Origin of the sequence: Neobacillus niacini (genome assembly GCF_000759675.1) — a bacterium.
GTDB classification, from domain to species: Bacteria; Bacillota; Bacilli; order Bacillales; family Cytobacillaceae; genus Neobacillus; species Neobacillus niacini_A.
This window is the reverse complement of the sequence record NZ_BAWM01000016.1, coordinates 161,741-187,457: the sequence shown is the minus strand read 5'-3', so window position 1 is coordinate 187,457 and position 25,717 is coordinate 161,741. Positions and strand designations below refer to the sequence as shown.

The 25,717-nt window shown below is 41.0% G+C and carries 18 protein-coding genes and 1 pseudogene; 1 reads left to right on the top strand and 18 read right to left on the bottom strand.

What is annotated here, in order from left to right; genetic code table 11:
- Positions 1-37: 37 nt before the first annotated feature.
- From TR08_RS07695 to TR08_RS07625, 14 genes and pseudogenes are all read right to left on the bottom strand, one after another.
- Complete coding sequence (locus TR08_RS07695) at positions 38-1,672, bottom strand: extracellular solute-binding protein (protein ID WP_045517108.1); 1,635 nt, start codon at positions 1,670-1,672, stop codon at positions 38-40.
- A gap of 147 nt (positions 1,673-1,819) precedes the next feature.
- Positions 1,820-2,713 carry a carbohydrate ABC transporter permease gene (locus TR08_RS07690; RefSeq protein ID WP_045517106.1) on the bottom strand — a complete coding sequence of 298 codons (894 nt, stop codon included), beginning with the start codon at positions 2,711-2,713 and terminating at the stop codon, positions 1,820-1,822.
- 24 nt (positions 2,714-2,737) lie between these two features.
- On the bottom strand, positions 2,738-3,709 hold the full coding sequence (locus TR08_RS07685) for an ABC transporter permease (RefSeq protein ID WP_238579102.1): 972 nt from the start codon (positions 3,707-3,709) through the stop codon (positions 2,738-2,740).
- A gap of 75 nt (positions 3,710-3,784) precedes the next feature.
- On the bottom strand, positions 3,785-4,444 hold the full coding sequence (locus tag TR08_RS07680) for a YesL family protein (protein ID WP_193747699.1): 660 nt from the start codon (positions 4,442-4,444) through the stop codon (positions 3,785-3,787).
- A gap of 303 nt (positions 4,445-4,747) precedes the next feature.
- Positions 4,748-5,143 (bottom strand): annotated as a pseudogene (locus TR08_RS07675) (ATP-binding cassette domain-containing protein); the annotation flags it as partial.
- Positions 5,144-5,559: 416 nt separating this feature from the next.
- Positions 5,560-5,883 carry a hypothetical protein gene (locus TR08_RS07665; protein WP_045517101.1) on the bottom strand — a complete coding sequence of 108 codons (324 nt, stop codon included), beginning with the start codon at positions 5,881-5,883 and terminating at the stop codon, positions 5,560-5,562.
- 267 nt (positions 5,884-6,150) lie between these two features.
- A complete protein-coding gene (locus tag TR08_RS07660; protein WP_045517100.1) occupies positions 6,151-8,604 on the bottom strand; it encodes a glycoside hydrolase in 2,454 nt (817 codons plus the stop codon).
- Between the two features lie 14 nt (positions 8,605-8,618).
- Positions 8,619-9,536 (bottom strand): ROK family protein, encoded by a 918-nt coding sequence (locus tag TR08_RS07655; protein ID WP_052427380.1) that lies wholly within the window; start codon positions 9,534-9,536, stop codon positions 8,619-8,621.
- Complete coding sequence (locus TR08_RS07650) at positions 9,529-11,328, bottom strand: class I mannose-6-phosphate isomerase (protein ID WP_045517098.1); 1,800 nt, start codon at positions 11,326-11,328, stop codon at positions 9,529-9,531. The genes TR08_RS07655 and TR08_RS07650 overlap by 8 nt, the downstream gene beginning before the upstream one ends.
- A gap of 17 nt (positions 11,329-11,345) precedes the next feature.
- Positions 11,346-13,454 (bottom strand): DUF5054 domain-containing protein, encoded by a 2,109-nt coding sequence (locus tag TR08_RS07645; protein ID WP_045517096.1) that lies wholly within the window; start codon positions 13,452-13,454, stop codon positions 11,346-11,348.
- 35 nt (positions 13,455-13,489) lie between these two features.
- On the bottom strand, positions 13,490-14,719 hold the full coding sequence (locus tag TR08_RS07640; protein ID WP_045517093.1) for an ROK family transcriptional regulator: 1,230 nt from the start codon (positions 14,717-14,719) through the stop codon (positions 13,490-13,492).
- A 211-nt stretch (positions 14,720-14,930) separates the two neighbouring features.
- Entirely contained in the window at positions 14,931-15,827 is an 897-nt protein-coding gene (locus tag TR08_RS07635; protein ID WP_045517091.1) for a phytanoyl-CoA dioxygenase family protein, read from the bottom strand.
- Positions 15,828-15,923: 96 nt separating this feature from the next.
- Positions 15,924-16,718, bottom strand: coding sequence for a helix-turn-helix domain-containing protein (locus TR08_RS07630; protein ID WP_052427379.1), 795 nt, complete (start codon positions 16,716-16,718; stop codon positions 15,924-15,926).
- Positions 16,719-16,771: 53 nt separating this feature from the next.
- Entirely contained in the window at positions 16,772-17,626 is an 855-nt protein-coding gene (locus tag TR08_RS07625; RefSeq protein ID WP_052427378.1) for a helix-turn-helix domain-containing protein, read from the bottom strand.
- A gap of 59 nt (positions 17,627-17,685) precedes the next feature.
- Here TR08_RS07625 and TR08_RS07620 point away from each other — a divergent pair, with 59 nt between their 5' ends.
- Complete coding sequence (locus tag TR08_RS07620; RefSeq protein ID WP_045517090.1) at positions 17,686-18,510, top strand: phytanoyl-CoA dioxygenase family protein; 825 nt, start codon at positions 17,686-17,688, stop codon at positions 18,508-18,510.
- A gap of 123 nt (positions 18,511-18,633) precedes the next feature.
- Here TR08_RS07620 and TR08_RS07615 read toward each other — a convergent pair whose 3' ends face one another.
- The 4 genes from TR08_RS07615 to ebgA form a co-directional block, all read right to left on the bottom strand.
- Positions 18,634-19,713 carry a Gfo/Idh/MocA family protein gene (locus tag TR08_RS07615; protein ID WP_045517089.1) on the bottom strand — a complete coding sequence of 360 codons (1,080 nt, stop codon included), beginning with the start codon at positions 19,711-19,713 and terminating at the stop codon, positions 18,634-18,636.
- Between the two features lie 323 nt (positions 19,714-20,036).
- Positions 20,037-20,891 (bottom strand): sugar phosphate isomerase/epimerase family protein, encoded by an 855-nt coding sequence (locus TR08_RS07610; RefSeq protein WP_045517087.1) that lies wholly within the window; start codon positions 20,889-20,891, stop codon positions 20,037-20,039.
- A gap of 144 nt (positions 20,892-21,035) precedes the next feature.
- Positions 21,036-22,031, bottom strand: coding sequence for a Gfo/Idh/MocA family protein (locus TR08_RS07605; RefSeq protein ID WP_045517085.1), 996 nt, complete (start codon positions 22,029-22,031; stop codon positions 21,036-21,038).
- Between the two features lie 62 nt (positions 22,032-22,093).
- Complete coding sequence (gene ebgA, locus TR08_RS07600; protein ID WP_045517083.1) at positions 22,094-25,258, bottom strand: beta-galactosidase subunit alpha; 3,165 nt, start codon at positions 25,256-25,258, stop codon at positions 22,094-22,096.
- Positions 25,259-25,717: the final 459 nt, after the last annotated feature.

Here is a 25,717-nt window from a genome sequence, read left to right as displayed (position 1 = left end):
TCTTCCCCTTTTCGTACAGAGCAATTAAACTAGTAAATTATTTTTTGTATTTTTCATCGTAAGCTTTTTGATAGACTTGATTGTAATCTTTAAGACCGGCATTCTCTAAATTCTTGATATACTCTTTCCAAGACTTATCATCAAGTTTTGTTTTTCCGGTAATAAACGCAGCTGTCATTTCATCTACGTAGTTCTTGATCGATTCTTCAAGAGTAGCTAATTTGTTTGAGTCTTCCTCACTAAAGAATAATCTCGGAACAGGCTGGATTGTCTTTGAGATGTATGGTACATGTTGTTCTGTTGCCTTCCATAAAAGCTGTTCCTGATCCCCCGGAGGTACTGCTTGACCAGCACGGAATGCGTTCGTTCTTAGAGATGGACCTGTTTGGTTCCAACCTATATTCTTATTAACATTGTTTGGATCCTGCTCCTCTAATGTCCATACGGCTGGTTTTCCATCCAAACCAAGTTCACCCTCTTTCGCATCAAGGAACTGACCCATTCCAAAAACGGAATTGATCGTGACTTCTTGATCATACATTGCCTCTGCCCATCTAAAAGCAACATCAGGATGTTTTGCTTTATTCGTAATGATAAACTCAGCCGGACGGGTAACCGGAGATGGTTCGTAAAGCGTTATTGGTTGACCATTTGGGCCTTTTAAAGGAGGAACTGCAACATAATCCTTAGCTCGTCCCTTTTCTGATACATCTGTAAAAAATGAAGGAACCGATGATGCTGCAGCACCTAAAATTGGGATGTCAGGGTTTTCACCCAGTTTTTTAAATTGTTCAGGGTCTTGTGTAAATGAGCCAGAATAAATTAAACCGTCATTGTACATCTTATTTAAATATTTTAAGCCTTCTCTCCATTCAGGCTTATCCCATGGTACAACAAATTTTCCATCTTCAATATGTTTATCACTATAGCTAAAAGGGTTCATAAGAAATCCGGCAATCTCTTCATGCCAATAATTCTTCATGCCTGAAAGCGGGAGCTCATCGGCCTTTCCATTGCCATTTGGATCCTGTGTTTTGAATGCCATCATTACATTGTAAAATTCTTCTGTGGTAGTTGGTACATCAAGGCCAAGCTTGTCCAACCATGGTTTATAAATCCACATTTTTTGAGAAGTCGTACAGTGAAAACATTCATTTACCTGCGGCAGGGCAAAAATATCGCCATCCGGGGTTTTTACTGCATCTTCTACTAAAGGCATTTCTTGAAACATTTTCTTCGTTTGAACACCATACTTGTCAATTAAATCATTTAACCTAAGAAAGATACCTTTTTCCCCATACACGCGTAATTGCGCTGGTGTAAGACTCATATCCATAATGACATCTGGATATTCACCGCTAGCCAGCATAAGATTTAACTTTTCCGCAGCACCCTCCTCTGGAAGAACCTCCCACTTTATATGTACTCCGGTTTTCTCTTCGTACCACTTAGTAAACTCATTGGTTGCAAAATCCTTTACTTCAGAGTTCGAATGGGTCAGGACAGATATGGTCTCTTTTTTCTTTACGATTGGAAATGTTCCTGCTTCTGTGACAATATCTTTGTATTCTTTGTCTTTCTTTTGGGTTGTGGAGGCATTATCAGAACAGCCAACCAATAGCAGTAACATTGCTATTACTAAAGATAGAAGCATATTCAACTTTCTTTTCATGGTTTCATCCCCTTAATAAAGTTTCATTGAAAAAACATAATAGTTTTTTTAAACAATTTGATTCAATACGGTTAAACCAAGAAATTTATAGGATCAATAAGTGCTATCACTCCCTCCCAGTGGAAATGAAAAAGATTACTTGCCTGGTTATCCTTTTAAAGATCCAATCATAACACCCTTTACAAAGAATCTTTGGACAAAAGGATAGGCAATTAATACCGGAAGGGAAGAGACAACAATAAGTGAATATTTTAGCAGCTGTTGAAGCCCAATTTTATTTGCCAATTGAGTTGCATCACCCATCATCGAAGGGTCTACACTGTTTTGAACAAGAATGTCCCTTAAGATGAGCTGCAGCGGGAATAAACTTGCATCGCGCAAATAAATTAATGCACCGAAATAAGAATTCCAATGCCCAACGGCATAAAAGAGAGAAATAACCGCAATGATAGGCGCTGAAAGCGGTAACACAATTTTAAATAGAAATTTAAAATCATTGCACCCATCAAGTTGAGCCGATTCGAGCAATTCATTTGGAATGGTTGATTTAAAGAAACTCATCGTAATAATGACATTAAACACCGATAAAGCATTTGGAATAATAAGAGCCCAGCGGGAATTTAATAAACCCAAATCTTGTACTAGAAGATAGTTTGGAATCAATCCGCCATTAAACATCATGGTGAACACAAACAGGAACATGAAGATTCCGCGCCCATAAAAGTCCTTCCGTGAAAGCGGATATGCAGCTAAAATGGTTAAAATAACATTCACGGTTGTTCCAACAATCATATAAAACATTGAATTTCCATATCCGACCCAAATTTTGCTATATTCAAAGATTGTCTTATATCCTAACAAACTGAACTCTACCGGAAATAACCAGACCCGCCCGCTTGCTACAGCTTTTGTCGAACTTAAGGATGCACTAAGTACATAAATAAGCGGATACAAGACTGAAAGGACGAGGAGTGATAGGAAAATGTAGTTGCAAATAGTGAAAATGCGGTCACCCCTTGACTCGCCTATCTTTGTGTTCATAAGAATCCCCCTCTTTTAATTGGTTTACCATAGCCCATCCTGTCCAACCTTCTTCGCCAACTTGTTGGACCCAATAATAAGAATGAATGCTACTAGTGATTTAAAAATTCCTATAGCAGCTGCATACGAATACTGCGGAAGTGCAGAGACAAGACCGACATTATACACATAGGTGTCAATTACTTGAGATGATGAAAGATTTAATGGGTTTTGCATTAATAAAACTTTTTCAAACCCGGTATCCAGGAAGCTTCCCATATTAAGAATGAGGACCAATACAGCTGTCTGCATAATACCCGGAATATCGACATGCCAGATTCTGCGGATCTTCGAAGCACCGTCTACTATTGCAGCTTCATGAAGTTCAGGGCTGACGCTTGTCAATGCGGCCAAATAAATAATGCAGCCGAAACCAACATTCTGCCAGATGCCACTGAAAACAAAAATCGATTTAAAATAATCCGCCTCACCCATAAAGTTAATTCCCTCTTTAACCCCGAAGAGGGAAAGAAGATTATTTATTGGACCGCGGGGGTCTAAAATCATAAAAATAATTCCAACCATAACAACAACCGATATAAAGTGAGGAGCATATGTGATTAACTGTGCAGCCTTCTTAAATCTTTTTGAGTATACATAGTTAAGACTTAAAGCTAATAAAATAGGAAGAGGAAAACCTGCTATTAAACTATAAAGACTTAGGCCTAGCGTATTTTTTAATACCCTTACAAAGTCGTATGATTCAAAGAACTTTTTAAAATGTTCAAATCCTACCCAAGGACTTCCTCCAATCCCTAATACAGGGTCAAAGTTTTTAAACGCGATCGAAGCGCCATACATAGGGTAGTAATGGAAAACTAAGATATACATCAGTGGCAGGATAAAAAGGACATATAGTTGCCAGCTTTTTTTAATTTTTGTCAAAAGCTTTTTCTTAGTTTTATGCTTTACTTCAGAAATGGTTGATTTATTCTCAACTACCCCAGTAACATTCAATGACTAACACTCCTTTTTCATATTATCTATTTATATATTTTGTTACCGATAACAAACATAAATGCAAATACTCAATTAAATTTTAAATCCAACTATTTTTTTCATGTTAGTACTGGGTGTTAAGTATGCTGTTTGTTTTATTTGAATTTTATTAAACGACCGCATTCCAATCCACATCAATGGAAAAGAAACAATGGTTGTACCGGCAAAGATAAACACGACCGGGAGATAGAGGAAAAGATAATATGAAACTACTAAACTTACCAACATTAAAAACGTTTCAAGAGGGCGGGCGAAAACGATTAAAAAGCTTTGTTTAATATAGTTTAGTTTCGATAGGTTGAAATGAACATAAACAGGAAGTAAAAATAGCCCCATAAGTATGTAGAGAAAACCTGCGATCAATACTAAGATACGAATAATATTCATATGTAATTCGGTATTTAATATACGAAGGTCGAAATATAGAAATAGACCTATTAAGAAATAAAAGAGACCTAATAGATTTGTTTCTATAAAATATGACTTATAGGAGTCTACAAATGTACGAAAAATCGGGACATCATTCTCCTTCATAAGCCATTTTCGAATAACTGAAAACACGGATGCTGTTGCTGGCATCACACCGAATATTACTAAACCAGCAAGGGTAAATACGACCCACAAAAAATGGACATACATAGCTTTCGCAAGCAAATCGCCCACTTTATACAAAACCTTCCCTAAGCCATTCAATGGCATTCACCCCCAAAAATTTAATCTGCATTTTAGTTTTTTAACCCGAACAACGATTAAACTAGTATATGGACAAGTATCAACCGTTTTAACAACCGCAATGATGCCTTTCATTTTTAAATTATCTTTTATTAACCTTGTAAATTAATGTTACCGGTAATTCAATTGTAACATCCAGAAAATGAAATCGTCAACAATTTTTTGATATTATTGAATTATCCGAATTTGATGATTAAAAAAAGGCTGATAGAATTTTTATATACATTTTTTCAGCCTTTTTCATCGTATTCCTCTTTGAAATAATCAACCAACACCAAGCATTTTGTATTGAGCTTTTACCAATTCGTAATAAACTCCATGTTTGCCCATTAACATCTCGTGGTTTCCTTGCTCAAGGATAGTACCATGATCCATAACAATAATCTTATCTGCCTCTCGAATCGTTGAGAGCCTGTGGGCAATCATAATGGCCGTTCTTCCTTTTAATAATGTTTTTAATGCCCGCTGAATCTTAACTTCAGTCTCCGTATCAATACTTGCCGTAGCCTCATCAAGAATAAGAATTTTTGGATCAGCGAGGAGCGCCCTTTCGAAAGAAAGCAGTTGGCGTTGCCCTACAGACAAAACATTTCCACGCTTTTCCACTTCGGTTTGATACCCATTTGGAAGCTGCGTAATGAACGCATCCGCACCAACGGAAAGTGTTATAATTGTGTTATAAGTAACAAAAAAGCGCATTAATTTTATTCGTTAAGATAATTTCTTTTACTATCTTCTAAGATTCTCACATCCTTGATTTCTCTAAACCCATACAGCAAGGCTTGCTGTTTTTTACTCATTTTTTCTGGTGTTTCTTTTTCAATTCCACCTTCTTCGACATATAATGCTATTACAATTTTAATTATTAAAAAAATTATAAATAAAATCAATCATTACCGACGGAATTCAATTGGGGTTCTTTTTTTACGCGTTTTTCAAGGGTTTCAGCGTTTTTACATAAATTCGACTAAATCTGGGGCTCGGGGACAATGATATGTAAATTTTGCATCCTATGTTGTTTCGGACAAAAAAGAAGGAAAAAGACATCATCTTCGTCTTTTTCCTTCTTTTTTCAATTATTTATTCCAACGGTCATAGGCATCTTGACAAATTTTAACCAATTTATCAACACCCATATCATTCATAGTTTTTAAATATTTATCCCAATTGGACATCGGCTCGGCACCTGTGATAAATCTCGCTTCCATTTGCTCAATGTAAGTATCCAAATCAGCGCGGATATGCCCTAATTCCTCTTGTTCTTCAGGTGTTAAATAAACGAGTGGATATGGAACCTTTGCATATGGCTTAATTTTTACATCTGTTTCAGAATTAGTGAACTTCGTAAATTCTGTTTCAGGAAAGCCTTCAATTTTATGGCGTAATGCTGGAACGTACAATATGAAAATATTAAAATAATGTCAAATCCTTGGAACAATAGAAATAAAGAAAAATAGACTGTTCATGGTTTTTTACCATTAGAACAGTCTATTTCTTTTTAAAATAAAAGATTCATTTTTATATTAAAATGGTCATATTTGATCAAACTAAGGAGATTTCCTTACCTGTTTCACTTGAATCATAGATGCCGTATAATAATATTTTCATCCTTCTGCAACGTCTATAATTGAGCTAGTAATTATCAGTTTATTAACTAGATAATGCAATTATGCATCAGCTTTACTACGCCAAACAGTAAATCCAGTGCTCATTGCTTGGCACTGTCCAATCGCTTGTTCCACCGTAGTAAAATCCTTGCTCCACTCGACTAAATAGCGGAATTCGTAAAACCCGCCCAATGTAGCTTTGAAATTCGTCTCCCAGTAGTTGCTCATTGCCCAGGAATACATTTGGCGTTCTGTCTCTTCGCCTTGCTGAGTATGGAGCACTCGTTTTCCATATTCGAGAGAGCCTAATTGTATGAGAGGCGTATCCGGTGTAGCGATCATGAGGGAACAGTTTTCTCCTACAAAAGCTAAACCTTCTTGAACGCAATAATAGTCAAGCAGTGTCCCCGGTAGTTGATCAACCCAAGGGCGTACAGGAGCTCCTGCCTTATCAAGCCACAACGTATCGACATTCTTCGCTCCTGAAGTAAACGGCAGTGAAATATATACATTTTCTGGTTCCCAGACGCTATCTTTATGAAAACGGACAGCTACGTCAACCCTGCTGCTAGTTGCATAAAGTTTTAATAGCAGAGAATAATAGCTCATTCCATTTATTTCGAACTGAAGTTCAACTACCCCATATAACGGTCCGCTAGAAAGCGCCTTCACCTTAACCAACCGTCCGACGGAACGCTGCACGTTCAGCCCTTTCCTGTTCCGGCCCATTGTGCTCCGAGCAGAGAAGATACTGCTAGGATTCTTCGGATCAACCGCAGGCGTCAATTCATATACAGGTGTGAACGCCCCGTGCTTCCGGTCCTTACGGATCAATTCCTCTCCCGTTTCCTTGTTCACCCAAGAGACTATTCCTTCTTCGTTCCAGCGTATTTTCACGAAAGGAGATTCAACATCATGCTGTGAAATAATAAATAAATCCTTAGTCTCGCCAGAAAGGTTTATATCCTCAATATCATAAATTGTGTCTGCCCCGACCAGCTTAATATTGCTTGTTGTTCTGGCCTTCGATGTTATCACCGGTCGGATGATATATTTCTTCAGCTCCCCCGGCTGTAACTCCGCCTCGACAGTAACACTTTGGTTACCAACTTGAAACGGAACAACCTGACCGCTTTTTTCCTCTACGACTTCCAAACCGTCCTTAAATCGCTCGTTCTCAAAGCCGTCCCATTTAAATTCGACTAATTGTTTAGAAACATGCGGTTCTGTATTGATAACCTGATAGCGGAAAGCACGTCCTGGATGCAACAGCGATCCGCCCATAAAGTTGCTCAATTTATCCAAAGCGGCATGTGCCAATCTGCTGGCGTTAGCAGCATAGGCCAGCTTACGCACTTCCAACATCTGTACGTTCCAATCCCATGGAGAATGAATCGAAGCATGATATCCCCACGTATGTTCTGCGTACATAACAAGCTGGTGCTCGATATCTGACAGCTCAGACGGACCGACAATCTGCTGCTGCGGATCCAACCGTTTGATTTTACGTAAGGTGCGCCGAGCATCCTTGAAAATTTGTGTTTGCATTGGCGTAGAGTTTACTCCGTCCGACCACCAGTCCGGCCAATCGCCACGATATACCGGGATTTCGGCGCCTTGCGTTTTCAGATGCTGGAAAAATTCACTTAACGTCGACATCTCGATTTGTACCTTATCCCCATGTTCCTCATTCCATGAATGGAGCACTTTCATAATATCCCCATTCGGAGAACCGTTATCAGTAGCCAGTCCTGACACCATGACCGGAACAAAATCGTACGGATATCGCTCTTCTTCCAACTTGCTCAAATAACGTTCGATTCTAGTCAACATTATTTCAGAATGATTGTCTACGATTGCCGGCGTATGGAATTCGTCCCGGATCATGTAGCTGCCGACAGCGTCCGGACAAAGGCCCAGCTCGTTACCGAACATATAATGCTCCCCGTTCCATACGAGAAGTCTGTCACCATCCTTCGTCTCCCACCAGAACGGAATCTGCTTGCGTCCCAGCGCAAACATGCCGTGGTGCGTGTGAATACACGAAAACAAATGCTGGATCCCCGCATCGAGCAAGCTTTTCGCATAACCCCAGCTGTAGCCGTTAATGTCTGCTGTCATAGCAGATTCAACCGGTGAACCGATGGACTTACCATATTCGGCTGCTTTGGAATGAATCGAACTGAGCAGGTCTTCATCAGCTAGCTCAGTCATGTTGAGATACGTGCCCGATAGTTCAATATCTCCATGGCGGACCGCTTCGGCAAAATCGTTCTTTTCTTCTTCGGTCGCTTCTTTAAGAAATTGCTCGACTGCCCAAAATGTCTCACAAGTCCATTTAAATCCTTTCCACTCATCGCGTTTTCCAGATCGTAGCTCTTTGGAAATATTCAGTGCCTGGCGGATAAAATCGACATGGTATTGCTCAATTCTCTCTTGCCTTTCCGTGTAACCAATATCTGTATGTGAATGGTGAATAGCAAAAATGCGCCATTTTCGGCTAAGTTTATTCATGTGCCACACTCCCTTTAGTTCTCATTTTTTTGAAAAAGCTGATAAGCCCCTTTTAATACACTAACCGACATATCGGTTGTGATACGGACTGGAACGCTGCCTATCCTCTCTGAAACGAACAGGTCCGCACTTTTGGCAATTTGCCCGCCGATGAGGATGGCATCAGGTTGAAACGATTGGATAAAAGGCATCAGAACCTCCCTTAGCCTTTTACCGAACTCTTGGAACAATTGTACAGGCAGCACTTCGCCTGAGCTGGCCCGTTCCGCCAATCGTTTCACATCGTCTTCTTCAACTGATACGTTCTTGATTCCCATCTCCTCAGCAAGCCGGACGATTCCCCTTCGTGAGATGTAATCATCAATAATTCCATCCCGGTAGGGCAATCGGTATAACCAGCCATCAGAGGGAACCCCTTCGCCTCCTTTAACTAACCGTCTGCTGCTCACAAAGGCAGAGCCGAATCCTGTGCCAATCGTCAAACAAATAGTTCGCTGATAAGACCGTCCCTCACCGAAGGCGCACTCTCCTAACGCGAACAAGGCTGCGTCATTTTCAATGGCGATAACCGGAGAATCACTCCATCTTCCTTGCAGCTCCGGTAATATGGCGATCCTGGCCGTCAATTCTTCTTTGAGATTAACACCGTACAACGCTTCAAACTTATTTAAGCCCTGTATTCGGCATATACCGCATTCGTAGTCGAATGGACCAGGGAACGCCAATCCTACACCCCGGATCGCATGCCCGGACCGAACCCGCTTCGCTTGAGCCTCAACAAGCGTAGCAAAATGCTGCAGCAACTCCTCCTTTGTCTCCCCCGACCGGGCGGGATAAACCGCAACGGGTTCCGCTATGGTACCGTCGCTGCGGATGATGCCGGCTTTCACGTACGTGCCGCCTACATCAAAGGCCAATACGGAATCATGCATCTGCATCAACCAAACTAACGTTCCATTTCTTCGATACGCCGGATTTGATCAGTTTACACGGCTTGCTTCTCAAATTCACAATGGCAAAAGCACCAAAAGAGGCTGGTATGATGTAAGACTCCGCATAGCCAAATTCGACGTAAACATCTTCGTCATCCAATGAAATAATACGAACGCGCTCGCCTTCTACTAAATTAAGCAGAACGAACTCGTCATCGGTTTCATCCTCCCATCGGTCAGTCAGATGGATGCGGTTTACATAGAAGAGCAGATCGTCACGTTCTCCAAGCATGTACTCCTCATTTCTTCCTTGTTGCTTAAGGAGCTTCGGGTGCGGAATCAAGTTTTCCTGCACCCAACCGGTTTTACGTGAGAAATCGATATTGTCAAATGCGAAATCGATATTGATCGGGCGTAATTTTCCATCTAAATCTTTGCGTACGTAATCGTATATTTTGAATGTGAACCACCATGTCGTAGCAGATATTTCTAACACGAAATTGTTCTTTCCTGAACAGTGGACAGTACCTGTCGGAATAAGATACAAGTCACCCTTCTCACTCGTCCATTCCTGCACGTATTCCGTAAAACGAATCGGTTCTCCCGTCTCTTGAGATTGTTCTACCGCTTCTCGAAAAGACTCCTCCGTGCATGTTTCCGTCAAGCCGAGGTATACCTTGGCGTCGCCTTGTTTCTCCATTATGTAATAAGACTCCTGCTGCTCCATGAATTCATTAAAGTTTTCGCGGATGTAGCTCTGCTTCGGATGGACCTGACATGATAGGTTATCGCCATCCATCGTATCCAAAAAGTCGAAACGGACAGGAAAATAATCCCCGAACAACTTGACATTGCGCGCACCGATCATATCTAAGTGGGAAAATGCCATCACGAGTAAAAATGGAATTTCGACAACTTGCTCCCCGTTGGACACAAGCACCGAATTTTCTGGAGCGATTGGCTCGAAGTTCCAGGCGCAATTGATCATGTCAGCCGGCAAATCGGTAATTTTTTTCAAATATTGTCCGCCCCATACGCCCGGCATCAGAAACGGCTTAACACGCAGCGGAAAACGGGCAATGTCCCGGATAACAGCCAGTAGATCACTAACGGTCAATAGAACAGGATGGCTCGGATCGTTCATGTCGACATACCAATCAAATGATTCCATCCGCTCTTTGCGGTATCCCTCCATCAGCGGCCACTCAACAAAATAAGCTATTTTGTATTTTTCTACAGCGTCGATATTCCAACTAAACCCGAAGTTTAGCAAGCTGCCTTTATAGGCAATTTCCTGGTATTCCCGTGAAACGTCAAGAAACAGCGAAGCATCGCAACATCCATCAGCAAGCCATAACGCACCCGGACCAAAAATGACCAACAATGACTGTTCACTTGTTTCTTCCTTTAACTTGGCTGCATACTCAGCATAGCGGCGCTGTGCCCCGCTTCGGAAATACTCGTCAACCTTTTGCTCCGCTACGTAGCCGAAGGCGCGATTGTCTGTTATGTTCTGACGGAATTGATCCCGCAGCTCCGTTCCGGATTTTAAATAGCTATAAGTGTCCACTGCAGCAAAGCGAAATCCATGGTCTGCGGCATAAGGGATCAAGTGCTTCAGCAGAGCTTGAAAGTCTGCACCGTGCGTACCGTCTATAACAAGTGTATAGATGTTGCAGGTTTTGCTTTTCGCCTGCGAAATCACCCTTTGCAGGAGAGCAGCGTATCCTTCTTCAATGCCATTTTCAAGTACGGCTTGACGAGTCGGATTTAGTGGCCTTTTTTCAAACATATCTTTTCCTTCCTTTCTTACTTTTGTTCTAATGTTGGATTTGACCACAGCTTCAGTCTGAAACGAAACTTCATATCATCCTCGAACCACATCATAAAATTCGTCCCCCATACGTTGTTGTGCAAATTGAAATGAAACCCGTCGGTTAACGGAGCATAAGTGTTGTCGAAATGCAGCAAACGCGGTTCACCCGGACAAACGAGAGGCGCATCCAACGTTTCGATAACGGCCCTTCCGTCCGCACCTTCATAGTAAAGACCAGAGTTTACGCCATGCATGTTCCGGTTGCCGTCCTTTACAACGGACAACGGAGAAATCCGTTCTCCCAGCTTATCCATGGACCAGGCGTTCGGGTTGTCGACAAGCGGGGTAAAAGAAAACCAGCTTGCTTCAGGAAGGCGGCACGCTTGTTTATCGTTCCAAATCAAGTCAATGTCTACAATCGGCTCATGTGAATGGAACGTATAGATCACAGCTAGTCTTCTAGGCGCGCCGTATTGCTCGCCAACCTCCTTTGGCAGTTTCAGATCCGCACGAACGACATCACAATCCGCGTTTCTCTTCAAACGCAGCGATCTTAATACCGCCGGATATCGTTGATGTTTCGGTCTTGGCTTAACATACTCGATACCCGGTTTGCCGAAATCATTGTCCGCCCAGCTGTGATGTACTTCCAGATTGCTCATATATTCTTTGAAGAACCTGTCGTAACATTCTTTGCTGAACGTTTCATATTGGAACATCCCAAGTCGCTGATTGTCACCCGCCCATGCCTTGCCCGATTGGTCAACAAGACTAATAATCGATCCGTCGGCAGCAAAGCTTACTTGAAACTGCCCTAATTCGTAGCACTCATTCATCTCGATATCTATCACGTCTTCAACAGGCTCTGTATTGGCAGAATGTTCAATGGAAAGCGGAGAGCTCATGCGTTCCAGCGTTTCACTCGCCTCATCCGCCAGCTCTTCAGGCAACGCCTGAACCGCCTCCTCGAGATAGTCCCGTTGTTCCTGCCACGAGCTTTCGTAATAGCTGTATGACCTGCTCTCATTTGCAAGCTGGCGAAGATAATCGTATTTTCTTAGCTTCATATCGTCCACAACATCGCGTGCTCTTGCTGCCGCAAAATCGGAAGCGGAGTAATTGGCAAAATCAACGAGATATACGGATGCATTTAATCCCCATGTATGCTCAGGTATAAGCATGAGCCGATTGCAAAATTGGGCGTACTGCTCGCCTTCGGTGTCCAATTGACCAGCTGCCTTCCATTTGTCCCTCAGCCGAAGCAATTCCCGGTAGCGAGCCACTTTCCATGGATCGGAAGCAATGCCATGTATCCACGAATCCCCGATTTCCTCTTGTACAACAGGGAGCATATGTTTGATTGCAATAAGCTTTTCGGCAAATGCATCAAGCGTTGAAGCCGCAATCTCTGCCCCTGGATACTCACACTGCAATTGGGCAAACAGTTCACGGATTTCTTCCAAAGTAGAAGGCCCATGATTGTCTCCAGTGTGAGCAAAATACAAAGCATCCTCAAGTCCATCCATTTGAAAAGGTTTGCCATAGCTATCTGCATAATTGACGATAATTTCCGACCCGTCTGCTGCACGCCATACAAAGACCTTCGGCACCTTCGGATTTTTCGAAACCATATTGACACCTAAATGCAAATATTGAATCCCGTGTTTTGCCATCATAGGCACAATCGCAATCGTATGTCCCGGAACATCGGTCATTTTTGCAGCAAGCGTTGTTTTACCAAACTGTCGATCTAAATTTTTTGAGAGTGAAAGACCGAATTCAAACAAGGATGCATCCATAATTTCAGTATGGGTTGTGAACGGCAGACCATGCCAAACTATTCGCCCTTTACTGATTGCTTCCTCCATGCGCACTCGCATATCCGGCGAAGCCGTCTGCAAATATTCATGGATCAACCAAGAACCGGTCGTCCACACGAATTTCGCATTGCCTTCCTCGCATGCCAACTGTTCGGACAGCTCCAATGCCTGTGGAATAAAAACTTTCATATAACGTTCAACTACGTTTTTTGCCAAATCGGTAAATCCAATGTCCAAATGGGTTTTAAAAATGACATGCACTTTTTTAATTGTAGTTGTCACTAGCCTCACTCCTTTACCAATGATCTAATTGCTTCTCATTCTGCTATGATTTTATTGGGATGGTCAAAAAAGGATTGTAAAACGAGTGAGGCAGCTCCTATAAGTCCAGCTCTCTTACCAAGCATGGATTTTTCAACCTTAATTCCCTTTGTATAATATGGAAAAGCACGCTTACAGGAAATTTCCTCAATGGTCTTTAAAATGGGATCATAGTCATTGACTACAGACCCTCCAATGATTATGACTTCAGGATTAAAGAAGTTAATTAATGTAGCTGTTCCGATTCCAAGATACCGTCCTGCTTCATCGAGAATATTCTTTGCTAGCACATCTCCCCCATTAGCCGATTCAATAATGATTTCTAATGTCAGGTCTTCTTCAGTGCTTTCATAGATATCAACTAATTTACTTTTTACTCCTCTTCGAATTTCCTCTTTTACCCTTCTAACAATCGCAAGTCCAGACGCCAGTGCTTCTAAGCACCCATAGTTCCCACAATTACATAAAGGACCATCTATATCGATGGTTCCATGGCCGATATCCCCACCGCCATAGTTGAATCCCCTGTAAATTCTGTTCTGGTAGATCACTCCTCCTCCAATTCCCTCGTCAGCTAATACAAAAATGACATTTTCTTTCCCTTTTGCAGAACCAAACCACTTCTCCCCTAGTGCTGCTGCATTTGCGTCCTTTTCCAAGAAAGTTGGAAGATTATACCTATCCCTCACCAAATCTCTTAAATAGATATTCTCCCAACCTACTAAATTGGGCGGTTTCATTACGATTCCAGCTTCCAAATCTAGAGGCCCAGGACAAGAAATACCAATTCCTACTATTTTTTCGTAATCAATCCCTGAAATCCGAATTACTTCATCTATCACATCGAATATTTGTTGGATGACTAACTCACTTTTACGTGAGAAGTGTGTATTTAGACTATATTCTGTAACAACAATTGCTTCTAAGTTTGTAATAATAGCGCTTACTTGAGAAACCCCTAATTCAACGCCAATTACAAAGTAAGCATTGGGATTCAATCCATATAGGACGGGTTTCCTCCCCCCATTTGATTCACCATATCCATCTTCTATAATTAGATTCGAATGATAGAGTTCGTTAATAATATTTGAAATGGTGGCAAAAGTTAGTTTAGTTCTTTCAGCTAGATCCACTTTTGAAATAGGACCAAAATTACGAATTACATTCAAAACAACAGACCGGTTAAGCTGCTTCATATGATCTGCATTACTTGCTGATATGTCCATTAATTTTTCACCACTTTTTAAATTGATTTTAATTTTATGAGTTAATAATACGAAAATCAAACAAAATAATCAACTAAAAACTCATCATTCCAATAAAACTCACCTTACTTATAAAAACAATTTTAATTAGTTTTTAAGTAAAACATTAAATGTCCGACACCCAATACGTGTGTCGGACATTTATTCTTGGACTAATTAAGATTTTATAAATTTAAATTCCCCATTCTTTTCTTGCTTCTGTAATCGTTTTGACTCTTCCTTTACCCCAGGCATAATGCCCTTTAGCGCCACTTCCAAACCATCTTTCATCGACAGGTTCACTTTTCAATTGATAACGAGTATCCATGCTTAAACGATAACGATTCGTCATGTTATTTAATGAGCCGTGTAAGAAAAACATCCCAAATATAATGGCATCCCCTGCATTGAAAGAAGTCGTAGCCCATTTGCCTCCAAATTTTTCAACGATCTCGTAAGGATCATCCGTTAACCATCCGCCTTCAACATTATCGCGGTCCACATCCATTTTCCCGTACGTATTTTTTACATCTTCAAAATGCTGAGACCCTAAGCAAACAACAAGCGGGCCCAGCTCCAAAGGTACATCTCCTAATGGGGTCCAAACCGTATATAAATTACGCGTACCACGTCCCATATATACGTTGTCGTAATGAGCTCCGGTATTTCCTCCTCTGGCTACTGCACGAGGCCATTTGAAATCATAAGTAAGACACTCGCCGCCAAGTAACCGATCAAAGAATCTCATTACTCTGTCACTTTCACTTAACTCAACGACATCCGGAATTTCCTTTTTTAATTTTTCTGCAAATCCCATGAAGGCTGCACCTTTTTCTTCTGGACCTATCACGCCCTCCTCTAATGGAGCATGCGGATCCAGTCTCCCCATTTGCTGTAATTTTTCAAGTATGTCATATCGAGCTTTCAAAACCTTTTTTCGATCATGAAAATTACGAATAAGCAAGTATCCATCTTCTTTTAATCGCTCTTTCAAAGCTTCGGTATCATCAAGGATGTCATTCGAACTACGCAATTCCGTTAAGTAGTCGCTATTCATCTCTAACTCATGTTTTCCCATTTGAACCTTCATCTTATCAACCCTTCCTATAATATCTTCAGTATTTATATTAACAGGATAGATTGAGAGAGTATTTATGAATAGCCGTTAATAATTTAATCAAAACGATCAAGTAGATTCGAGTAAACCAGTTTGTTGCAATTTCCTCCATTCTGAAGGATTTATGCCTTCACATTTTTTGAACCAGGAAGAGAAAGGGTGTACTGATGAAAAGCCAATATGTTCTCCAATTTCTTGGATTGATTTTTCTGATGAACGAAGCAGCCATTTCGCTTCAGCCATCCGGTATTGCTGCTGAAATTGTTTTGGTGATACCCCATATTCTTCTTTAAAGTACCTTCTAAAAGTTGATTCAGAGAGTCCTGTCTGTCCTGCAAGATGATTTATTATGATTTCTTGATCTAAGTGGTTACGTATAACATCCGCTGCTTGAGTAACGGAGATTACTTTTTCTCCAACATGAGCGTGCTGTAGTAGACTTAATAGCAAAATTTCTATCCAATTTTTTATCAAAAGATTTTTTTCTTTCAAAAAAGGCAGGGAAATGGTGCTTAACCAGTTTTTAAATAACGACATATACCAATTGAGCTCATAAGAAGAGAGTGAAATGATTTTTGATTGATTTGTAGTGATCAATTGTTCGAAGAGTTTCCGGGTCTCTTCCGGCAAACCATCTGCCATTAAAACACCAAAACGAATAGAAGTAGCGGCTTTATAACAATGGTCAACATTGTTTTCGATTAGAATTACACTGCCTTTTTGTATTTCTTTCGATAGATTCCCCGTACAAAAAATCCCTTTTCCTTCCAATACAGTAGAAATCTCAACAGAACTGTGCTGATGTTCAATGCTCCAGCCAGCATCGTGTTTTACAATGGCACTGCTAATTTTAATATCTTCCATATGCAACACCTCAAAAAGAGTAATTGACTTGTCTTTCTTAATGTGACGTATAGTCATCTTCCCATATTAGCGATTTTTCTACGATAAACAGAAGGACTCATACCATAAGCCGAGGAAAATTGTTGAGTAAAGTAGCTGGTTGACTGAAATCCGCATTCTTCGGCAATTTCTGAAACGGAATGAGAAGTAAATTGCAGAAGACGTGCCGCATGCTTTAGCCTAATTTTGATAAGCATATCAATGATGGACTGTCCAACTTCTTCCTTAAATAAATGAGCTAAACGTGAGGGTGACAGACATACTCTTTCAGCAAGGTCGCTAACGGTATGCTGCCGATCATAGTGATTGTACAAATATTCCACTATTTCTTGTATTCGCGGGTCTCGTACTTGATTATTAGTTTCATTGCTTTTTTGATAGATTAGTAAAATGATTTCTTCAAGAGCACTAAGTGCCAGTTCTCTATGAATTGTATTAAACTGACGATTGTCTTCAATTACTCTTCGAAATGCTTTTGAAATCCTATTTTTTACTCCGGTATTGTCCAAATGAATATAAATTAGCCCGGATATTACTTCCGGTAATTGCAACCATGGGTTCCAATCTAATCGCGGCACAAAATGAACCCACATAAAATCCCAAATCTCTCCCTTAGACGTAAAATAATAATGGGGTGTCCCAGGTTTTAATATAGCAATATCACCTGTATGACATGAAAGGTTAATATTCCCGGCTTCAAAACATCCCTCCCCTTTAAGAGTGTAAGTAAGAAGCCAGTCACAAGTTCCTTCTGCTCGAATCGTTTTATAACCGTATGACTTGTAATAATGACCGGAAACTAGTACACCTGGAGAAGAGAATTTAGCAGTATTACTAAAATCATTAGCCATTTTCTGTATTCCTTTCAAGTTTCCTCCATTATACAATGAACTCATCAAAATTTATAAAATAAATGGAGGAAACCAATATGGTAAAAAACTCACAAAACGGTGTTGTCGAAAAGAAGCTTGTTCAGCAGTTTCATGAGGAAGGTTTTATGATAGCTAGAGGACTTCTCACAGAACAAGAAATCGATCATATAAAAAATACGGTGATGGATATGCATGCAGGAGGACCCATAAAAGGATGTTACAAACCGGCTCCAAAAGAAAAAGCGGGAAATGACCCATTGCTGCTTTATCCTCGAATGATGCATCCTCACAAAGTGAATCATACGCTAAAGAGCTATATGCTTCATCCGAATATCAAGGGAGTACTTGCGGAATTATTCGAAGAAGAGCCTATAGCAGCACAAAGCATGTTTTATTTTAAACCTCCAGGAGCAAGGGGGCAGGCACTTCATCAAGATAACTTTTATTTAAAAGTTGAGCCGGGAACCTGTATTGCTGCATGGGTTGCGATTGACGACGCAGATGAGGAGAATGGCGGCCTTGTTGTCGTTCCGAAAACAAATGATTTAGATATTTTGTGCCCTCATAAAGCAAATATTAAAGCGTCTTTTACTTCATTGGAGGTTGATGTTCCTGAAGGAAAGTCCATTGCACCTTGCAACATGAAGGCAGGAGACGTTCTTTTCTTCAATGGAAGCGTTATTCACGGGTCCTATCCGAATCAAACAAAAGACCGCTTTCGCCGTGCCCTTATTTGTCATTATGTTGCCGAATCTACCTCTCGGATCGGAAAAGGATATGCTCCTTTGTACCGATTTGACGGGTCGACAGTCGACATGGAGGCTAACGGTAAAGGTTTACCGTGTGGAACTGATTGGGAGTACGAATTCGATATACATTAATTCGTTATTTACGACTATAACAAAGCCAAATTTTAAAAAGAACCGCTTAAAAAAAGCGGTTCTTTTAATTAACGATATTTTATCGTTTTCGCTATGAGACCAGCCTATGATTCCTATTCTAGTTTAAATGGTCACATTGGAACGTTCAAAGGAGATTTCCTTCCCTGTTTCACTAGATTCATAGATGCCGCATAATATTTTCATCAATTCCACACCGTCTTCCACTGGGCTGATGGTTTGTTCTTCACCTTGGCAGCATGTAACGAAATGGTTAATTTCATTTTGGAAAGCTTGATTAAAATCAAAGGACAGCGAGTCGATTTGCGGCTGGGCATTTAAAATCGTATTATTTTTCTCTGTTACGATAACGAGCTCAGGTTCAATCTCTGCCCCGCCTTTATCGCCAAAGATCTTAATCGATGTCTCATCTTTCTTAAGGTGCAGGGTAAAGCTGACATCGATCATTAATGAAGCACCATTTTCAAAGCGGATCAGGGCATTTGCGAGATCTTCTACTTTATTAATGCTAGGATCATAATCCGCTGCTTGATAGAAAGATAGGTTTTTAATATTAGATCGATTTCCAAGCTTCGAATAAGTGTTTCCACTAATGGATTTCACTTTTGGTTTCCCCATCAGATACCAGCATAAATCAATAATATGAACACCTATATCGATAAGAGGCCCACCGCCCGACCTTTCCTTGTCAGCAAACCAGCCTCCAGGGTTTCCTAATCGGCGCAAAATCGAAGCTTTTGCATAATAAATTTCGCCAAGATCCCCAGAATCAATAAACGATTTCAAAACATTTGTATTGGTTCCGAATCGGCGCACAAAACCTACCTGAAGGACTTTTCCACTCTTCTTTACCGCTTCTTCTACCCTTAACGCTTCCTCGACTGTTTTACATAATGGTTTTTCAACCAAAACATGCTTGCCTGCATTCAAAGCAGCAATTGCAATTTCCGCATGTGAATTATTCCATGTACAAATACTCACAGCATCAATTTGAGGGTTCTTCAATAAGTCTTCATAGTTCGTATAAATCACTTCAGCATGATATTTATTCTTCTTTTCCCCTGCCCGCTGCTCATTAAGATCACAAACAGCATAGATGTCAACCTTGTCATTGTTAGCATAAGACTGAAAGTGTAAATCGGAAATGGAGCCAGCCCCGATTACACCAATTTTTAATTTACCCATCAATTTCATCCTCCTCCTAATGATCCTTCCATATTTCAGTTTGTTAATATGTCATATTTTATTTCGGTATGTTTTTTATTACCATTCAGTGATAATTACCTAGTTTCTACTATAATATAGGCCAATGGGAGTAATTCTTAGTTCCCTTCCCAAGTCACAATCCGAGTGACGAAATGTCCTTTTTCGGCTCCAGCGAAATCCTTGCTCCATACTTGACGGGAATTAGCAATTAATCGATTAATTTAAGCTCAATAACGGTGTCCATTTCATCTGGCAGCTGCGCTCCAATAGGGCTGATAATCTTCGATGGTATTCTATTTTTACTAAACCGCTTCCCAAATGGCTTTTACATTGTCGAAGCTGACTTTTGCAGCTTTTTTACAATCTTCCATTCCTTCAAATTCGATAGAAATATAGCCGTCATAGCCTGATTGTTTGATAACCTTTAAGACTTCTGGCAAATTGATATCCCCATGCCCTGTAATCGCACCTCTTAAGTACTTGCCGGAGCTTGATGGGAACCAGCCTTCTCCCAGACCAAGCGAAGATGATCTTTGGTAAAAATCTTTAACATGAACCATGGATGCGTACGTTATATTTTTCTTAACAGCCGCTACTGGGTCTTCGTCAACACAAAGAAAATTCCCAGTATCTAACGTAGTCTTAAAGTTTTCCTTATCGACCGCATGAATCAAACGCTGCACCCGGTCACTTGCCTGAACATAGTACCCGTGATTCTCAACGCTTGTCACAATATCAAATTGTGCAGCATAATCGGCAATGATTCGGCAGGCTTCGGTCATTTTTGGCAGATCCTGTTCAAAATCACGAATCGAGATTTCGTTTGGCGCCTTCCACGCGACATCATGTCTCATGCGCTTTACACCAAGGCGATGAGCGATATCGACTTCCTGTTTTACTCGCTCAATTTCTTTTTCAAAATCGTCAGTCAGGAAATTGGCCCCGATGGCGTAATTGGAGATTTCGATGCCTGCTGCTTCAGCTTTTTGGCGAATGGCATCAGCCAATGACAAATCATCGGCCAAACTAAAACCTATTGGAACAATTTCCACATGATCCCCGCCCTGGTCAGCAACCCATTGAACGACATCTAAAATCGTCATTTCCTTTGAATTGATGGCACCTTGTAAGCTATACGAACTGATACCTAATTTCATTAGATTTTACCTCCATATGTTTTATTCCGCAAAATTTCGGGTGAATTACGCCGATTTTCAGATTAATTCCGCGGAGTTCGCAATTTATTCCGCAAAGTTCACAATTACTAGACTCGAATGAACCTTCTATTAAAAAACAATCATTTAGTTCTTCATAACCAACTTACCTAAATCAGAAACTTTCACTGGGAGTCCTGTTTCATGAGACTGATTAGCGGCTAATGTTACAGCAAGTGTCTTTAAGCCATCCTCGTAGGAGGATAAAATTAAATCTTGATCCCCTTTAATAACAGCATCGATAAATAAGCGATCTTGATCCCCATAAACATCCAACTCTGTCTTGAAGTTCATGGTATCAGCCCCTTTTTCGAGGATTGTCAGATTACCGCCATCGATGACAACCCGAAAATCTTCACCAAACAATTCAATTCCCATTCTGTGATCAAACTGAGCAAAAGTGCTATCGATATGCCCAACAGCCCCTGAGTCATACACAAAATTTAAAGAGGTCACGTCTGGGATATCAATATTGGGTACATTGCGATGAACCTGCAGGCTCATATCGGCATAGACTTGTTCAATCTCGCCACCTAAATATCTCGCTAAGTCAACGATATGCGTCGATTGCTCGACAAGCTGGCCGCCGGATTTCTTCCATTCTCGGTACCAAGGTGTGGGAACAAATGATGATAAATAATGGCCGCGGACCATGGTTGGTTTCTTATCCTTTAAATATTCCTTCGCCTTCGCGACCGTTTCCCAGTAACGCAAGCAATAGCCTACCCCGTTGATAATTCCTGATTGTTTAATAACCTCTGCTTTTTTAGCAACCGTTTGATAGTCTAAACCCAATGGTTTTTCAACCATTAAGTGAATCCCTTTTCTTGCTGCTTTTTCTTCAATTTCTCCATGAGCAAATGGCGGTACAGAAATAAATAATGCATCTAACGTTTCTTTCTCAAGCATCTCATCCCCATTTGTGTAAGCGGCCCCGCCATATTGCTTCACTTTTTGTAGTGCTGTCTCTTCATGAATGTCACAAATCGCCGTCACCTCGGCCATTTCATTTTTACTGACATGCTGCAGGTGGACATTAGCAATTCCACCTGCTCCGACAAATCCAACACGAACTTTACTCAAATGTCTTCCTCCTCACCGAAATTGCATCCTGCTCTACTAGCAAATAAGCTGCGTTTTTGCTTCTAAACTACAGGAATACTAACTTCTGTCTTACTTTGCTTCGCTCTAAATGACTTGCTAATTTCCACCTGCGAATTCTCGTTCGCAGAAAATGGCTTTAAATGTACAGTGAATTGGAACTCCTTATTTTCTAAACGATAAGGCTCCGTTACATCTGGCCCGCAGCTTGCAGATCCAAGACCGTGCTGCTGATAATCCAGGTTAAACGTAATAAAATCCTGCTTGATTAAATCATACGTATGCTGAGCCTGATCCAAGTTTTCCGTTTTATAATAATGGGCACTGAAATCAACCGTTGGCTCACCTGCTGCCACAAAGCCCATGCCGCCGGTGTTCGTTAAGGATACCCAGCGGACTTCATGGCGATTGCCATTTTCCTGCGGGTAGATATATGGGGTATACAGCTCTTCCACCTTTTTAGCGTAAACGCCAATTCGATTGGCCTGCCTGCTGTCGCTGTAGGCTTCGCCCGGTCCCCGTCCATACCATGAAACTTCATTTAAATAAGTTGGCAGCTTCATTTGCAAGCCAATCCGCGGGAAGGTTTTCGGTCCATTTCCTTCTGGACAGCCTTTCACAGCGATCGATAGTTCGCCATTACTATGAATCGTATACGTATAGGTGATGCGAATTCCCCAGGCTAAAATAGGAGGGGCAATTCGAACGCTTGAAGTTATCACAACCTTATCGCCCGCCACTTGCTGCCATTCCACGCAATCGACACGCTGCTGAAGCCAATGTAAGCCATATCGCTTCCACTCAGCCGCTGAACGGTGATCATTGTCAATTAATGCGCGCCATAATTGGAGCTTTGGTCCTTTTTCCAAAAGATTAATGCCTCGATAAGACCAAGAATCCAGTGTTCCATAAACGAGATGAACTTCCACCTGGAAATCTTCTCCCTGAACCAACAGCTTGTTATTCATTTCCTGACAAGACAGAGGCTGGTGATAAGATGGGACGACTTCCCTCTTAATTGTGCTCGTCACAGGCAATTCAAATTGCGCCCAAGCAATTTCATGCCCTGTTTTTGCCCATATCGTATCAGCTGCCAAAGTAAATTGAAGGTTTAACCAATAATCCGTATCCGGCTGGATTACCGCATGAAGCTGATATGGAATCGCAAGCGTCACCGTTTCACCTGGTGCAATCTCAGGAGCTGGCAGCATGCCTTTGTCAATAATCTTGCCATCTGTCTCGATTGACCACGACAAGTTCAAATGACTTAAGGAAATAAAATCATAGCGGTTGGTGATTTGCACCCTACCTATTTCGAGATCCACGGCCTCGACAAGGACCGGTTCAATGACTTTCTTATATTCGATTAACCCTGGAGAAGGTGTCCGATCAGGCATCACAAGTCCATCGATGACAAAATTATAATCATTTGGGGTATCACCGAAATCGCCGCCATAAGCAAAGTATTCCTCGCCCTCGTCGGTAAATTGACGGATTCCATGATCACACCATTCCCAGACAAAGCCTCCCTGTAATCTTTTGTATTTATAAAAGAGGTCCCAATACTCTTTGATACCGCCAGGACCATTCCCCATCGCATGGATATATTCACAAAGAATATGCGGCTTGCTTAAATCCGTTCTTTGCCCCAATTTTTCTAAAATGCCAATGGACGTGTACATCGTTGTATGTACATCGGAAACAGCTGGATCCCTTTTTGGATCATTCTCGTATTGATTCATGATGTTTCTAGATTCACCTTCATAGTGGACAAGACGTGTCGGATCATTTTCTTTGACCCATTTACCCATCGCATCATGGTTACAGCCATAGCCAGATTCATTTCCTAATGACCACATAATAATCGAAGGGTGATTCTTATCTCGTGCGACCATCCGTTTGGCTCGATCAATATAAGCCTCTTCCCACTCGGGGTCATCACTTAACTGATTGCCATTACCGACATATTCGAAGCCATGGGTTTCTAAGTCAGCTTCATCGATGACATAAAGACCATTAACATCACAAAGATCATAGAATCTCGGATCATTTGGATAATGAGCAGTCCTTACCGCATTGATATTATGCTGTTTCATCAAAATGATATCCTTCACCATCGCATCGAGAGGGACAGCCCGTCCTAAATCCGGATGATGGTCATGACGGTTTACCCCTTTAAATTTAATCGCCTCACCATTAACGAGGAAAACACCATCCTTCAATTCTATCGAACGGAATCCAGTTTTATTTGGAATCACCTCAACCCGGTTTCCTGAAGCATCCTTTAACGTAATCAATAGATGGTACAAATAAGGATGTTCCGCGGACCATTTTTCAGGTTTTTCTACAGGAATGTCGATGTTAATGCTAACCTGTTGATTGTTCGGCAGAAACACCTGCTTTGAGTTTACAGAAACCAAGTTTCCTTCTTGATCAAGGAGGCGGTATTCAAGCAGATAGTTTTCCAACGCTTGATAGGTGCCATTTTCAATCACCGTGTCGATGGAGAGAATCGCATCTTTATACTGCTCATCGAGGTTGGTTTTGACGAAAAAGTCTAGAATATGAACTTTTGGTTTTGCTAATAAATACACATCTCTGAAGATGCCGCTTAACCACCACATATCCTGATCTTCTATGTAGCTGGCATCTGACCACTGATAGACTCTGACAGCTAACGTATTTTCGCCTTCATGAATATACGAAGAGATATCAAATTCAGATGGAATCCGGCTGCCCTGACTGTATCCGACTTCCTGGCCATTGACCCACACATGGAAGGCACTGTCCACGCCCTCGAACCGTAGGATAATTTTTTGCAGCAGCCATTCAGTTGGGATGTAAAAACTCCTTCGGTAGGAGCCGGTTGGGTTTTCCGTCGGCACATGCGGCGGGTCTACCGGAAATGGGTACTGAACATTGGTATAATGCGGTCTGCCATACCCATTCATCTGCCAATGAGAAGGAACGATGAGCTCATCCCACTCACTCACATCATAATCAGCTTGATAAAACTGGTCTGGTGAAAGCGCAGGATTTTCAGCATAATGAAATTTCCAGCTTCCATTTAATAATTTAAATCCTTGGGAATTTCCTCTTTCATAGGTTAGAGCAGAATGGTCATCGGAAAACGATAAAAAGTAAGCCCTTTCAGACAATCTTCCTTTTTGCAGCACAGAAAGGTTTTCCCAGTCATTTTTCTTAATCATTCAAAATACCTCCAAAAAAATTTTTTTTGAATAGGATATTTCCTCTAGCTTACAGCCGCATGCAATCGAAGGTAAATATGTGAGATTTGTCGTGATTGTCTAAAGCAATTCAGCGGGCGGCAAGGCATTGAAAAATAATATGTCATTCTTGTACAGTATGTTGTTTCTTACAAACTAGCTAAAAATGTTATAAAAAAGTAAAAAGCCTGTTAAAAGACCTTTTACGGTATTCATGATTTTCAAATTGGGTTATCGAAACCATTATTCGGCATTGACAAAACTTAGATACTATCATTATAAATAAAATATATATTTTATGGAAAGATAAGGTAAGATTATTTTTGTGAATAATAGAAATATTTTAATATATACTGATAGTTCAAGTAAATCTATCAAAAAAAATGCTATTCTTTAGATGAAGGATGTTTTGCGGGAAAAATTGAAAGGGTTTACAAGTGT